Source organism: Micromonospora sp. NPDC048909 (assembly GCF_040649635.1).
Lineage (GTDB): Bacteria > Actinomycetota > Actinomycetes > Mycobacteriales > Micromonosporaceae > Micromonospora.
In genome coordinates this window covers 556066-570829 of sequence record NZ_JBEZFU010000004.1, presented here as the reverse complement: position 1 = coordinate 570829, position 14764 = coordinate 556066, and the positions used below count along the sequence as shown (strand labels likewise).

11 protein-coding genes and 1 pseudogene are annotated in these 14764 nt (G+C 70.9%); 9 read left to right on the top strand and 3 right to left on the bottom strand.

All coding sequences use genetic code 11. From position 1 onward, the window contains the following. Positions 1-4: 4 nt before the first annotated feature. Positions 5-2017, bottom strand: a complete 2013-nt coding sequence (locus AB0C04_RS14875) for a beta-galactosidase (RefSeq protein ID WP_357053599.1) — start codon at positions 2015-2017, stop codon at positions 5-7. Positions 2018-2293: 276 nt separating this feature from the next. Between AB0C04_RS14875 and AB0C04_RS14870 the strand changes: the two genes are divergently transcribed. Genes AB0C04_RS14870 through AB0C04_RS14860 form a run of 3 tightly spaced genes read left to right on the top strand, consistent with a single transcriptional unit; the run spans position 2294 to position 5499 of the window. After that, positions 2294-3619, top strand: a complete 1326-nt coding sequence (locus AB0C04_RS14870; protein WP_357053596.1) for an ABC transporter substrate-binding protein — start codon at positions 2294-2296, stop codon at positions 3617-3619. 21 nt (positions 3620-3640) lie between these two features. Further along, positions 3641-4591, top strand: coding sequence for a sugar ABC transporter permease (locus AB0C04_RS14865; RefSeq protein WP_357053593.1), 951 nt, complete (start codon positions 3641-3643; stop codon positions 4589-4591). After that, complete coding sequence (locus tag AB0C04_RS14860) at positions 4588-5499, top strand: carbohydrate ABC transporter permease (RefSeq protein ID WP_357053590.1); 912 nt, start codon at positions 4588-4590, stop codon at positions 5497-5499. Before AB0C04_RS14865 ends, AB0C04_RS14860 begins: the two co-directional genes overlap by 4 nt. A 118-nt stretch (positions 5500-5617) precedes the next feature. On the opposite strand, the gene AB0C04_RS14855 is transcribed toward AB0C04_RS14860, so the two are convergent. Continuing rightward, entirely contained in the window at positions 5618-6721 is a 1104-nt protein-coding gene (locus AB0C04_RS14855) for an RNA-guided endonuclease TnpB family protein (RefSeq protein WP_357053773.1), read from the bottom strand. 125 nt (positions 6722-6846) lie between these two features. On the opposite strand from AB0C04_RS14855, the gene AB0C04_RS14850 reads away from it, so the two are divergent. From AB0C04_RS14850 to AB0C04_RS14835, 4 genes are all read left to right on the top strand, one after another. After that, positions 6847-8976, top strand: a complete 2130-nt coding sequence (locus AB0C04_RS14850) for an alpha-galactosidase (RefSeq protein WP_357053587.1) — start codon at positions 6847-6849, stop codon at positions 8974-8976. A 125-nt stretch (positions 8977-9101) separates the two neighbouring features. Continuing rightward, positions 9102-9494 (top strand): YciI family protein, encoded by a 393-nt coding sequence (locus AB0C04_RS14845; RefSeq protein WP_357053770.1) that lies wholly within the window; start codon positions 9102-9104, stop codon positions 9492-9494. A 3-nt stretch (positions 9495-9497) separates the two neighbouring features. Further along, a complete protein-coding gene (locus tag AB0C04_RS14840) occupies positions 9498-10769 on the top strand; it encodes a sigma-70 family RNA polymerase sigma factor (RefSeq protein WP_357053768.1) in 1272 nt (423 codons plus the stop codon). An 11-nt stretch (positions 10770-10780) separates the two neighbouring features. Continuing rightward, entirely contained in the window at positions 10781-11101 is a 321-nt protein-coding gene (locus AB0C04_RS14835; protein ID WP_357053584.1) for a multidrug efflux SMR transporter, read from the top strand. A 57-nt stretch (positions 11102-11158) separates the two neighbouring features. On the opposite strand, the pseudogene AB0C04_RS14830 reads toward AB0C04_RS14835, so the two are convergent. Continuing rightward, positions 11159-12485 (bottom strand): annotated as a pseudogene (locus tag AB0C04_RS14830) (cellulase family glycosylhydrolase). Positions 12486-12691: 206 nt separating this feature from the next. Between AB0C04_RS14830 and AB0C04_RS14825 the strand changes: the two are divergent. Next, positions 12692-13654, top strand: coding sequence for a TIGR03557 family F420-dependent LLM class oxidoreductase (locus tag AB0C04_RS14825; protein WP_357053765.1), 963 nt, complete (start codon positions 12692-12694; stop codon positions 13652-13654). Further along, complete coding sequence (locus AB0C04_RS14820; RefSeq protein ID WP_357053581.1) at positions 13651-14763, top strand: alpha/beta hydrolase; 1113 nt, start codon at positions 13651-13653, stop codon at positions 14761-14763. Before AB0C04_RS14825 ends, AB0C04_RS14820 begins: the two co-directional genes overlap by 4 nt. Position 14764 lies beyond the last annotated feature (1 nt).

The following is a 14764-nucleotide window of genomic DNA, read 5'->3' as shown; positions in this document are numbered from 1 at the left end:
CGGGTCATCGGCGCCCGGGGCGACGCGGCGGCATGTCCTCGTGGACCACCGCCACCTCGCCGGCCGGCACCACCAGCTCACCGTCGCACCGCGCGCCGGTCAGCAGCTCCGTGCCGGCGGCGGGCAGCCGCACCTCGTCGCCGGTGTGGTTGATGACGAACAGCCAGCCGCGCTCGCCGGCCCGGCGACGGACCACCTCGACGCCGGGTGGCGCCACCGCGGCCGGTTCGACCCCGGCCTCGGCCACCAGCCGAGCCACCAGGCGGTCGGTCGCCGGCTGGTCCAGCCGGGTGCCGAGATACCAGGCGGCGCCGGCGCCGACCGGATGCCGGGTCACCGCGGCCACCCCCGGCAGCGGCCCGTCGGCGTACGCGGCGAGCACCTCGGCGCCCTCCGGGTGCAGCCACTCGGTCCACACGTCGGCGCTGGCGCCGTCGTCGAGCCGGACCTGCTCGCCTTCCCGCAGCGGGAAGAACTCCTCGGTGCGCAGGCCGAGCAGCTCGCGGAACGCCCCGGGGTAGCCGCCGAGCCGGATGTGGTCGTGCTCGTCGACGATGCCGCTGAAGTAGCTGACCAGCGCGGTGCCGCCGCCCTCGACGAACCGGGTCAGCGCGGCGGCGTCGGCGTCGCGGACCAGGTAGAGGGTGGGCACCAGGACGAGCCGGTAACCGGTGAGGTCGGTCGAGGGGTGCACGACGTCGGCGGTGATGCCGGCCCGCCACAGCGAGTCGTAGAGCGCCCGCAGCCGGTCGGTGTAGGTGACGTCGGTGCTGGGGTGCGAGTCCAGCTCGACGCCCCACCACGCCTCGTAGTCGAAGAGGATGGCCACCTCGGCGTCCACCCGGCTGCCCCGGACCTCGGCCAGCGCGGCCAGGTCGGCGCCGAGCTGGCACACCTCGCGGAACACCTTCGTCTCCGGCCCGGCGTGCGGCACCAGCGCCGAGTGGAACTTCTCCGCTCCCGCCCGGGAGGCCCGCCACTGGAAGAAGAGCACCCCGTCGGCGCCCCGGGCGACGTGCGCCAGGCTGTTGCGGCGCAGCTGCCCGGGGGTCTTGGCGACGTTGCGCGGCTGCCAGTTGACCGCGCTGGTGGAGTGCTCCATCAGCAGCCAGGGCTCACCCCCGGCGACCCCGCGGGTGTGGTCGGCCGAGAGCGCCAGCCCGACGTGCGCCCGGGGGTCGGCCGCGGTCAGGTAGTGGTCGTTGGCGACCAGGTCCACATCGGCGGCCCAGGAGTGGTAGTCCAGGTACTTGATGCCCGTGCCGATCATGAAGTTCGTGGTGACCGGCTGGCGGACCAGCCCGCGCAGCACGTCGCGTTCGGCGCGCAGCTGGGCGCGCTGCTCGTCGGAGGAGAAGCGCAGGAAGTCGAGTTGCTGGGTGGGGTTGGCGAAGGTCGGCGCGGCGCGGGGCGGGTTGATCTCGGCCCAGTCGCCGTACCGCTGGCTCCAGAAGGCGGTGCCCCAGGCGTCGTTCAACCCGTCCAGGTCGCCGTAGCGCTCGCGCAGCCAGCCCCGGAACGCCTCGGCGCTGACGTCGCAGTAGCAGTGCACGTTGTGGCATCCGAGCTCGTTCGAGACGTGCCACATCACCACCGCCGGGTGTTCGGCGTACCGGCCGGCGATCGCCTCGACCAGCGCGAGTGACCGCTCCCGGAAGACCGGCGAGCTGGGGCAGTACGCCTGCCGGCCGCCCGGCCAGAGCACCGTGCCGTCGGCCCGGCGGGGCAGCGTCTCCGGGTGCGCCCGGGCCAACCACGGCGGCGGGCTGGCGGTCGCGGTGGCGAGATCGACCGAGATGCCCCCGTCGTGCAGCAGGTCCAGCACCCGGTCCAGCCAGTCGAACTCGTACTTGCCGGGAGTGGGTTCGAGCAGGGCCCAGGAGAAGATCCCGACCGACACCAGGTTGACCCCGGCTCGGCGCATCAGTTCGACGTCCTCGACCCAGGTCTGTTCCGGCCACTGCTCGGGGTTGTAGTCACCGCCGAAGAAGATCCGGTCGCCCTGCCATCGCCGCATGGCAGCAGAGCGTGCCCCGATCCATCGGTCAAGTCAACAGTTTCCAACATCGATCTGCTTTACAACGTTTACCTCATAGCAGCCCCGTCACGACTGGGTTATCGGCGCTCATTCACCCTCTTGACAGCGCCGTGCGGACGAGTAGCTTGAGGCGCCACTGGCAGTTCGTGTTTGTCAATGTGGATTCACGGTGGATCCCGATGTGCGATCACGGGAGCCGGACCGCCACCCCCATGGCCCTTGGGCGCACGCACCTCTTCATCCGCAGGAGGAAACATGTCCCGTCCCCGAACCCAAGCCGAGTACCTGGCCAGGCTCGTACCGCCCTCCGTCGCCGGCGTCAACCGACGCACGCTGCTCACCGCCGCGGCCGGCACGGGCGCCCTGCTCGGCACCGGACTGCTCACCGCCTGCGGTGACGACGACTCCGGTGCCGGCAGCAAGACGGTGTCACTCGGGTCGAACCAGTCGGACCCGAAGCCCAAGGACGTCATCGCCAAGGTGATGGCCGGTTTCCAGACCTCCTCCGGTCTGCAGGTCGCCATCAACACGGTCGACCACAACACCTTCCAGGAGAACATCAACAACTACCTGCAGGGCAAGCCGGACGACGTCTTCACCTGGTTCGCCGGCTACCGGATGCGCTTCTTCGCCGCCCGCGGCCTGGCCGGCGACCTCAGCGACGTCTGGGGCAAGCTCTCCGGCTATTCCGACGCCTTCAAGAAGGCGTCCACCGGGGACGACGGCAAGCAGTACTTCGTGCCGGCGTCGTATTACCCGTGGGCGATGTTCTACCGCAAGTCGGTCTGGCAGCAGTACGGCTACCAGGTACCGAAGACCCTGACCGAGCTGAACACGCTCACCGCGCAGATGAAGAAGGACGGCCTCACCCCGATCGCCTTCGCCGACAAGGACGGTTGGCCGGCGATGGGCACCTTCGACATCCTCAACCTGCGGATCAACGGCTACCAGTTCCACGTCGACCTGATGGCCGGCAAGGAGGCCTGGACGTCGGACAAGGTCAAGAAGGTCTTCGACACCTGGGCCGGCCTGCTCCCCGTGCACCAGCCGGACAGCCTCGGCCGGACCTGGCAGGAGGCCGCCCAGTCGCTGCAGCAGAAGAAGAGCGGCATGTACCTGCTCGGCCTCTTCGTGGCTCAGCAGTTCAACGCCGACGAGCAGGACGACCTGGACTTCTTCACCTTCCCGGAGATCGACCCGGCGATCGGCGCCAAGGCCCTGGACGCGCCGATCGACGGCTACATGATCGCGCGTAAGCCGAAGTCCGAGGAGAACGCGCACAGGCTGCTGGAGTACCTCGGCTCCAAGGCCGCCGCGGACATCACCGTGCAGAACGACCCGAGCACCCTGGTGGCCAACACCCAGGGCGACACCGCCGGCTACACGGCGCTGCAGAAGAAGGCCGCCGAACTGGTCGGCTCGGCCACCGAGATCGCCCAGTTCCTCGACCGGGACACCCGCCCGGACTTCGCCTCGACGGTGATCATCCCGGCGTTGCAGCAGTTCATCAAGGACCCGAAGGACATCGACGGTCTCACCAACAGCATCGAGAACCAGAAAAAGTCGATCTTCACCAGCTGACGGCGAGAGGGGGAGGACACCGTGTCCGACCTGCCCCTGATCCAAGCGGATCGCGCCGTACCGCCGCCGGCCGCGACCACCACGGGTGGTCGCCGCCGTCGGCTACGGCTCCTGTCCCGCACCGACCGCGTGGTGATCACGCTGATGGTGCTCGTACCGCTGTTGCTCGTCACCGCACTGGTGTGGCTGCCGGCGTTGGCCACCGTGGTGCTCTCCACCACCGACTGGGACGGCATCGGGCCACTGTCCGACATCGACTTCGTCGGCGGCCGCAACTACAGCGACGTGGTGAACATCTACCCGCCGTTCGTGCCCGCGGTGCAGCACAACCTGCTCTGGCTCGCGGTGCTCTTCCTGCTGGCCACCCCGTTCGGCATGTTCCTGGCCGTGCTGCTTGACAAGGAGCTGCGCGGCAGCCGGTTCTACCAGACCGCGCTCTACCTGCCGGTGGTGCTCTCGCTGGCGCTGATCGGCTTCGTCTGGCAACTGCTCTACTCGCGCGACCAGGGCCTGGTCAACGCGGTGCTCGGCACCAACGTCGACTGGTACGGCGACCCGGGCGTCAACATCTGGGCGGTCATGGTCGCCTCGGGCTGGCGGCACGTCGGCTACATCATGCTGCTCTACCTGGCCGGGCTGAAGGGCGTCGACCCGTCGCTGCGCGAGGCCGCCGCCGTCGACGGCGCCTCGGAGGCGAAGAGCTTCTTCCGGGTGGTCTTCCCGGTGATGCGTCCGATCAACATCATCGTGCTGGTGGTGACGGTGATCGAGTCGCTGCGCGCGTTCGACCTGGTCTGGGTGGTGAACAAGGGGCGCAACGGCCTGGAACTGCTCTCCGCGCTGGTCACCCAGAACGTGGTGGGCGAGGCGAGCCGGATCGGTTTCGGCTCGGCGCTGGCGACCATCATGCTCGTCGTGTCGCTGGTCTTCATCACCATCTACCTGGCCACCGTGATGCGGGAGGACCGATGAGCACCGCGACCCTGACCCGGCCGCCGGTCGCCGACGAGGCGCCGCCGCCCCGGCGCCGCCTCACCCCGCAGCGGGTGCTGCTGCACGTCTTCCTCGCCGCGGTGGCGGTCGGTTGGCTCTTCCCGATCCTCTGGGCGGTGCTCACCTCGCTGCGCTCCTACGAGTACACCGCCACCAACGGCTACGCCTCGCTCGGCGGCTGGACCCTCGACAACTACGTGACCGCCTGGCGGACCGCCGAGTTCGGCAAGCACTTCCTCAACTCGGTCTACATCACCGTCCCGGCGGTGCTGCTGACCCTCTTCCTGGCCTCCTGCGTGGCGTTCGTCATCGCCCGGTTCAGCTGGAAGCTCAACCTGGTGCTGCTCGGCCTCTTCACCGCGGCCAACCTGCTGCCCCAGCAGGCCCTGCTCATCCCGCTGTTCCGGCTCTTCACCCAGGTGCCGCTGCCGGAGTTCATGAGCGACTCGGAGCTGCTCTACGACAGCTACTGGGGACTCATCCTGGTTAACGTCGCGTTCCAGTGCGGCTTCTGCGTCTTCGTGCTCAGCAACTACATGAAGGCGCTGCCGCGCGACCTGTACGAGGCGGCCATGGTCGACGGGGCGAGCATCTGGCGGCAGTACTGGCAGGTGACCATGCCGCTGTGCCGGCCGGCCCTGGCCGCGCTGGCCACGCTCGAGGTCACCTGGATCTACAACGAGTTCTTCTGGGCCACCGTGCTCATGCGCACCGGGGACAAGTTCCCCGTCACCAGCTCGCTGAACAACCTGCGCGGCGAGTTCTTCACCGACAACAACCTGGTCTCGGCCGGCAGCGTGCTGGTCGCGATCCCGACTTTGGTGATCTTCTTTCTGCTCCAGCGGCACTTCGTTCGGGGCCTGACGTTAGGAGCTAGCAAGGGTTGACATCTTCCCGGCTGTCAAGAGCCGAGACTCTACCGGTCGCCCGCTAGGTTTCCTGCTTCATAGCCAAAAGCCTGAGAGGAAGATTCCCGTCAGGACTTACTTCAGCTCCACAGGCGTTTCAACTCTCCGCCAGCCCGGCGGCGAGAATATTTCTTGCAGCATTGATGTCCCGGTCGTGGACCGCTCCGCAAGCGGGGCACGTCCACGACCGGATATCCAGCCTCATGGCCCTGTTCACCTGACCGCAGGCCGAACACATCTTCGTCGACGGGTACCATCGGCCGACCGTGATCAACGACCTACCGTACCAACTGGTTTTGTATTCAAGCATCTGCCTGAGACTCGACCACGCCGCGTCATGGATCGATCGGGCGAGGTGGCGATTACGCATCATCGACGCAACACTGAGGTCCTCAATCACGACCGCTTGGTTCTCGCGGACGAGTCGGGTGCTCAGCTTGTGAAGGTGATCGCGGCGGCGATCTGCGATTCGCGCATGGATGACAGCTACTCTCAGCCGCGCCTTCGCTCTATTCGCGGAGCCCTTCATCTTCCGCGCAAGCGATCGTTGGGCTCGTGCCAACTTCCTGCGGTCGGCGGCTTCGTGCCGCGGGTTGATCACCTTCTCACCGGTCGACAGGGTCGCAAGGTTGTTGATTCCGACGTCAACCCCGACGGCGGTCGCGGAGGACTCCAACGGGCGCACAGTAGGATCAGCAACCAGCATGGATACAAACCATCGGCCGGCCGCATCTCGGGAGACGGTTACGGTAGAGGGTTCCGCGCCGTCCGGGAGGGGGCGAGACCACACGAGATTGAGTGGTTCGCTCATCTTGGCGAGAGTCAACTTCCCGTCACGCCAGCGAAAGGCCGATCGCGTGTACTCCGCGGACGCCCTTGCGCTTCGCTTGCGTTTGAATCGGGGATGCCCGCATCGCCTTTCCCAGTACGCGGCGAAGGCACGTTGAAGGTGGCGCAAGGTCTGCTGGAGAGGCACTGCGGACACCTCGTTCAGGAACGACAGGTCTTCCGTCCGCTTCCACTCCGTCAACCACTGGGATGTTTGCCCGTATGTGGTCCTCTGACGATGCGTCACCCAGGCCCGCCGACGAGCCTCCAGAGCGCGGTTGTAAACCAGGCGGACGCAACCGAATGTCCGGTCGAGCTCTCGTGCTTGCTCGCGACTGGGATAAAAGCGGAACTTGTAGGCACGCTTGACCACCTCAACCACGGCTCCGTTCTACCAAGCAGGTACGACAATCCATAGAGAGGTGAACGGCCATCAGGTCACTACCATCGCCGATCGACGCAGCGCCCAGAGGAACCGAACGTGGCGCTAGCCGAAGCATGGTCCACCTGCGCCGCGCGCGGACCAGCCTGGTGCTCGACGCGCGCGGCCCGGGGCTGCCCCGGGTCGCGCACTGGGGTGGCGACGTCGGCGACCTCGACGACGACGCGCTGCGTCAGCTCGCCGACGCGACCGTCCCGCCGGTGGTGCCGAGCAGCTTCGACGCGCCGACGGTGCTCTCCCTGCTGCCCGAGGCGAGCGCCGGCTGGAGCGGCCGGCCGGCGCTCACCGGGCACCGCGCCCGAGCCGACTGGTCCACCGCGTTTCAGCTCGACGCCGTCGAGGTCGACGACACCCCCGGTCACGACGTCCGGGTCACCGTCCGGGCCAGCGATTCGGGTGCCGGACTGTCGATCACCGTCGAACTCGCCCTCGACCCGGCCGGCGTGCTGCTGCTGCGGCACCGGCTGCGCAACGACGGGGACACCCCGTACGAGCTGGGCGAACTCACCGCGGTGCTGCCGGTGCCGGCGGTCGCCACCGAGCTGCTCGACCTCACCGGCCGGTGGTGCCGGGAACGCACCCCGCAGCGGCACCCCTGGCCGATGGGCGCCTGGGTCCGCGAGGGCCGGCACGGGCGTACCGGGCACGACGCGACCCTGCTGCTGGTCGCCGGCACCGCCGGGTTCGGCTTCGGGCACGGCGAGGTCTGGGCGGTGCACACCGCCTGGAGCGGCGACCACGTCACCTTCGCCGAGCGGCGCCCCACCGGCGAGGCCACCCTCGGCGGCGGCGAACTGCTCACCCCCGGTGAGGTGGTGCTCTCCCCCGGCGAGTCGTACGCCACCCCCCTGCTCTACGCGGTGTGGTCCGACGCCGGGCTGGACGGGCTCAGCGACGCCCTGCACACCCAGCTGCGGGCCCGCCCGCAGCATCCGCGCTCTCCCCGGCCGGTCACCCTCAACGTCTGGGAGGCGGTCTACTTCGACCACGACCTGGAGCGGCTGCGGGCGCTCGCCGACCACGCGGTCGAGGTGGGGGTCGAGCGGTTCGTGCTGGACGACGGCTGGTTCCGGGGCCGGCGGGCGGACACCGCGGGGCTCGGCGACTGGTACGTCGACGACGAGGTCTGGCCGGACGGCCTGCACCCGCTCATCGACCACGTCACCGGCCGCGGCCTGCAGTTCGGGCTCTGGGTCGAGCCGGAGATGGTCAACCCGGACTCGGACCTGTTCCGCGCCCACCCGCACTGGGTGCTCGCCACCCCGGGGCGGCTGCCGCCACCCTGGCGCAACCAGCAGGTGCTCGACCTGGCCCGCCCCGAGGCGTACGAGCACCTGCTCGGCCGGCTGGACGCGCTGCTCACCGAGCACCCCGGGATCGGCTACCTGAAGTGGGACCACAACCGGGACCTGACCGAGGCCGGCCACCACGGCCGGCCCGGGGTGCACGCGCAGACCGAGGCGATCTACCGGCTCCTGGACGAGCTGCGTCGCCGGCACCCGGGCGTGGAGATCGAGAGCTGCGCCTCCGGCGGCGCCCGGGTCGACCTGGCCATCCTGGCCCGCACCGACCGCGTCTGGGCCAGCGACTGCAACGACGCCCTGGAGCGGCTGGCCATCCAGCGCTGGACCGGGTTGCTGCTCCCGCCCGAGCTGGTCGGCAGCCATATCGGCCCGGAGCGCTCGCACACCACCCACCGGGTGCACGATCTCGGCTTCCGGGCCACCACCGCCCTCTTCGGCCACTACGGCATCGAGTGGGACATCGCCTCGGTCAGCCCGGCCGAGCGGGCCGAGCTGACCGCCTGGGTGGCGCTGCACAAGCGGCTCCGGCCGCTGCTGCACACCGGCCGGACGGTGCGGGTGGACCACCCCGACCCGGCCGTCTGGGCGCACGGCGTGGTCGCCCACGACGGCTCCGCGGCGGTGTACGCGGTCAGCCGGCTGGCCACCTCGGTGGCCCAGGTCCCGGGGGCGGTCCGGCTGCCGGGCCTGGACCGGCATCGCCGGTACGCGGTCCGCCCGGTCGAGGGTGTGCCGGCGCCGGCGACCCTGCAGCGGGCGGAGCCGGCCTGGCTGCCGGCCGGCGCGACGCTGACCGGGGCGGCACTGGCCACGGTGGGCCTGCAGGTGCCGGCGCTGCACCCCGAGCAGGCGGTGTTGTTCGAGGTCACCGCGGTGGACTGAGGGCCCGCCGAAGTTTCTCGAAGTTTTTCCGCCCGGGATGTCGAGGACGGCGGGGCCTGCTTCTACCTCAGGGTGAGAGCACCGAGAATGGGGTGCGCAGGCGTGAGGAGCCAACCGTGAAGTACATGTTGCTGATGCAGTTCAGCGCCGCCGGGACCGACTTCCCGTCGATCGAGACGTGGACCCCGGAGGAGATCCGGGCGCACATCGGGTTCATGGGTGAGGTCAACGCGAAGCTCACCGCCGACGGGGAGTGGGTCCAGGGCGAGGGCCTGGGCGGGCCGCAGCAGGCCAGGATCGTCCGGGCCGGCGAGGGCGGCGCCCCGGTGGTGACCGAGGGGCCGTTCGCCGAGACCAAGGAGTTCCTCGCCGGCTGGTGGATTGTGGACTGCGAGACCCCGGAGCGGGCCGTGGAGATCGCCGCGCACATCTCCACCGCGCCCGGTCCGGGCGGCCAGCCGCTGAACATGCCGATCGAGGTGCACCCGGTGATGTCCGCACCGCCGCAGGAGCTGTGACGCCTGGACACCACCGACCGACGCACCGAGGACCTGCTGCGCGAGCTGGCGCCGCAGGTCCTCGGCGTGCTCGCCCGACGCTTCGGTGACTTCGCCACCGCCGAGGACGCCGTCCAGGAGGCGCTGCTGGCCGCCGTCACGCAGTGGCCGGCGGAGGGTGTGCCGGCGAACCCGCGCGGCTGGCTGATCCAGGTCGGATACCGCCGGATGATCGAACTGGTCCGCGCCGAGTCCGCGCGCCGGCGGCGGGAGGACCTCGCGGCGCGGCGCGAGCCGGAGCACCGGCAGGCCGCCCCCGCGGCGGACGAGCAGCTGACCGCGGAGCGGGACGACACGTTGGTGCTGCTCTTCCTCTGCTGCCACCCGGCGCTCTCCTCCGCGTCGGCCGTCGCGCTGACCCTGCGCGCGGTCGGCGGTCTGAGCACGGCCGAGATCGCCCACGCGTTCCTGGTGCCGGAGGCCACCATGGCCCAGCGGATCAGCCGGGCCAAGCAGCGGATCCGCACCTCCGGGGAGCCGTTCCGGATGCCCGACCAGCCGGACCGGGCGAGCCGGCTGACCGCCGTCCGGCAGGTGCTCTACCTGATCTTCACCGAGGGGCACACCAGCAGCGCCGGCCCCCAGCTGCACCGGGTCGACCTGTCGGCGGAGGCGATCCGGCTGACCCGCGCGCTGCACGCGCTGCTGCCCGACGACAGCGAGACGACCGGGCTGCTGGCGCTGATGCTGCTCACCGAGGCGCGCAGCCCGGCGCGGACCGGCCCGGCGGGCGAGCTGATCTCCCTGGCCGACCAGGACCGCGGCCGGTGGGACGCGTCGGCGATCGCCGAGGGGGTCGCCCTGGTCACCCACGCGCTGCCGCGCGGGCCGGTCGGCCCGTACCAGGTGCAGGCCGCCATCGCCGCGCTGCACGACGAGGCGCCGACGGCCGAGCAGACCGACTGGCCGCAGATCCTCGCCCTCTACGAGGTCCTGGCGGGGTTGTCGGGCAGCCCGGTGGTCGCGCTGAACCGGGCGGTGGCCACCGCCATGGTGCAGGGCCCGGCGGCCGGCCTGGCCGCGCTCACCGAGCTGGCCGCCGACCCGCGGCTGGCCGGACACCACCGGCTGCACGCCGCCCGCGCGCACCTGCACGAGATGGCCGGCGACCGGGCTGCCGCGGTGGCCGACTACCGGGCCGCGGCCGCCCGGACGAGCAGCCTGCCGGAGCAGCGCTACCTGACCATGCGCGCCGCGCGCCTGGCCGCCGGCCAGGCCGCACCGACCGACGACTGACGAGGTGGCACGTGGCGTACGTCCTGCTGGGCATCGCGATCGCGGCGGAGGTGCTGGCCACCAGCCTGCTCAAGAGCACCGCCGGGTTCACCCGGCTCTGGCCGACCCTCGGCTGCGTGGGCGGCTACCTGGTGGCCTTCGTGCTGCTCTCACAGGCGGTGAAGGAGATACCGGTAGGCGTGGCGTACGCCCTCTGGTCGGGGCTGGGCACGGCGACGATCGTGGCGATCGGCGCGGTCTTCCTCGGCGAGCCGGTCGGCGCGGTGAAGCTCGCCGGCATCGCGCTGATCATCGCAGGCGTGGTCATCGTGAACCTGACCGGCGCGCACTGACGTTCGTACGCCGCACCGGTGGCCGGCCCCGGGCGGGTCGGCCACCGGTGGTGTCGGTCAGCTCGCGGCGCAGCTCACCGTGGGGCGGGTGTTGCCGCCGGTCGCGCTGCCCAGGAAGCCGAAGCTGGTGCTCGCCCCGGCGGCCAGCCGGCCGTTCCACGCCACGTTGCGCGCGGTGACGCTCGACCCGCTGCTGGTCAGCGCGGTGTTCCAGGACTGAGTGATGCTCTGCCCGTCGGCGAAGGTCCACCGGGTGGTCCAGCCGGTGACAGCAGCCGCGCCGGCGGTGACCCGGACCTCGCCCTGGAAGCCGCCCTGCCACTGGTTCACGATCGTGTACGTCGCGGTGCAGCCGCCCGCCGGAGGTGGCGTGGTGGGAGGCGGCGTGGTCGGCGGGGCGTCGCCGAAGACGCTGGCCTCCCGGGCGGTCTGCCGGATGCCGTTGGCGCCGTTGAAGATCCGTTGACCCCAGCTGGTCAGGGCCGCCGGGTTGAAGCCGGTGGCCATGTCGAGGTACTCGACCCCGCCGCCGTTGCCGCTCCACGACCAGCCAAGCCAGCCGATCCCGTTGGCCTGGCTGTAGGCCAGGATGGTGTCCTCGTCGGGGTCGCCGTCGGAGTGGTTGAAGCCGAACTCCCCGACCACGATGGGCAGCCCCGCCGCGCGGAACCGGCCGAGATAGTCGGTGATCTCCGCGGCGGTGTCGAACACCCCGTACATATGGATGGAGAAGACCGTGTTGCGGGCCGGGTCGGCGGCGAAGACGGCGGCGGCGTCGTCCCGCATGGTGAAGGACCAGTCCTGACCCCAGTTCGGCGCGTCCACCATGATCGTGTGGGTCAGGCCGGCGGCGCGCAGCCGGTTGACCGCGTTCGCGGTGTCGGTGGCCCAGGAGGCGTAGTTCTGGTTGCCGTACGGCTCGTTGCCGATGTTGACGATGACGTACTCCTCCTCACCGGCGAGGACGTCGGCGATGCCGAGCCAGTAGTCGACCGCCCGGCCGAGGCTGATCGCCCCGCTCTGCTCCCCGTAGCCGGTGGTGTCGCACCTCCAGTACGCAGATCAGCCGGTTGGCCTTGCAGAGCGCGATGACGTCGGCGACGTCGGCGTTGCTGTTGCGGGGCCACCGGTCGCCGCTGGCGAGCACCACCCGCACGGTGTTCGCGCCGAGCGCCTTGACGTCGGCGAACGAGCTGGTCCGCTGCGGGTACCAGGTGTGCGCGTGGTTGACCCCGCGCATCACGAACTCGGTGCCGTTGGCGTCGTAGAGCCTGCCGTCCGCGACGGAGAAGCCGGCTGCGGCGTGCGCGGGCTGCCCGAACGCCAACACGGCGAGCAGGCACGTGAGCAGGGCCGCGCCGGCGGCGGAGAGTCTTGTCTTCATGGCCTTCCTCAGGGAGCACCCCCGGTGCCCGGCCGAGGTGGGACGTGACAGGGGAAGGCGGCTGCAGCCCGACAGCCGCCGCCCGGATCCCACGGCGCAGCGATCAGCGTAGGTCGATGCATCGACGGCGGCAACCGGACGCGGAGGGTTGACCCGGGCCGTCCGGGGTATTCGGGGACGATCCGCCGGTGGAGGGAGACACCACGATGGTCAACGTCGGCTACACCCTGATGTGCGAGCAGGCCGGCCCGAAGCAGCTGGTCGACCACGCGGTGCGCGCCGAGGCGGCCGGCTTCGACCAGTTGGTCACGTCCGACCACTACTACCCGTGGCTGGACTCCCAGGGCCACTCCCCGTACGCCTGGTCGGTGCTCGGCGCGGTCGCGCACGCCACCTCCCGCGCGGAGCTGATGTCCTTCGTGACCTGCCCGATCCGCCGCTACCACCCGGCCGTGGTCGCGCAGAAGGCCAGCACGATCGGGGTGCTCTCGGACGGCCGGTTCACCCTCGGGCTGGGCGCCGGGGAGAACCTCAACGAGCACGTGGTCGGCGGCTGGCCGCACGTGCAGCAGCGGCACGAGATGTTCGAGGAGGCGTTGCAGATCATCCGTCCGCTGCTGAACGGCGAGACGTTGACCTTCTCCGGCAACCACTTCGACGTGCCCGACGCCTACGTCTGGGATCGGCCGGAGACCCCGGTGCCGATGGCGGTCGCCGCCTCCGGCCCGCAGTCGGCCACCCTCGCCGCCGAGTACGGCAACGGCATGATCTCCAGCGAGCCCGACCGGCGGATCATCCAGCTCTACGACGACGCGGGCGGCGCCGGCAAGCCCCGCTACGGGCAGGTGCCCATCTGCTACGGCCCGGACGAGGCGGAGTGCCGCAAGATCGTGCACGACCAGTTCCGCTGGTTCGGCCTGGGCTGGAAGGTCAACGCCGACCTGCCCGGGACGGAGGCGTTCACCGCCGCCACCCAGTTCGTGCGGGAGGAGGACGTCGCCGAGGGCATCCCCTGCGGCCCGGACGTCGAGCAGCACGTCGAGGCGTTCCGCAAGTTCGTCGACGCCGGCTTCACCCATGTGGCGATCCTGCAGGTGGGCGGCGAGAGCCAGCCGATGTTCCTGGACTGGGCGCAGGAGCAGTTGCTACCTCGGCTACGCGAACTGTGAACCGGCTGCGGGAGGCGCGGCTCGACGAGTCGGGACGGGCCAGGGCGTGGTCACCGCGCCCCCGAACCGGTTTGGAGCCGACCCGCCCCACACCGGCCGGCCGGTTCCCCGTCGCGCAGCTGCGGCTGGCGCTCGCCGCGCCCCGGCCCGCCGCCGGGCTGAGCAGCGAGTGGCGGCTGGTCGACGGCGTACGCACCCACACCCGACGCGGGGCCGACCCGGGCACCGGCGCCCCGCCGGTGGTGCTGGTGCACGGCCTGGCCGTGTCACACCGCTACCTGACCCCGCTGGCCGTCGCGCTGGCCGCCACCCATCCGGTGTACGTGCCGGACCTGCCCGGCTTCGGGCTCAGCGAACGCCCGAGGCGGGCGTACGACGTGGCGCGGCACGCCGCGCACCTGGCCGCCTGGCTCGCCACCTGTCGACTGCCGCCGGCCTGCGTGCTCGGGCACTCGTTCGGCGCCGAGGTCGCGGCCGCGCTCGCTGCCCGGCACCCGGACGCGGTCCGCGCGCTGGTCCTGGCCGGACCGACCAGCGATCCGGCGGCCCGCTCGCGGCATGCCCAGATCGGCCGCTGGCTGGTGGACACCCGGCACGAGGCGAAGGCGCAAGCGCCGATCCTCCTGCGTGACCTGTGGGACGCCCGGCCCCGGCGGGTCGCCGCGACCCTGTCGCACTCGGTACGCAACGCCGTCGAGGCGGACCTCGTGCGGATCACCGCGCCGACGCTGGTGGTGGCCGGCGCGCGGGACCCGATCGCGCCGGCGGAATGGCGGGACCAGATCGCCCGGCTGGTGCCGCACGCCCGGACGCTCATCGTGCCGGGCGCGGCGCACAACGTGGTCACCACCGCCCCGACACAGGTCGCCGCGGCCGTCCGCGGACTGCTCGATCCGACTCCCGCCCTGCGGCCCGAGACTGACGAAGGTGAGACCGATGCGCTTCGGCAACGTGGAGATTCGCCCACTCGGCGGCGGCCTCGGCTGCCTGCTGATGATCCTCTTCTCGATTCTCGCTTCGGTGGTGCTGACCGTCCTGCTCAACCTGGTGTTCTGACGCCGACACCGCCCGCTCAGCGGCGGGGGCCGGACCGGCGGGGCCGGGGCTGAC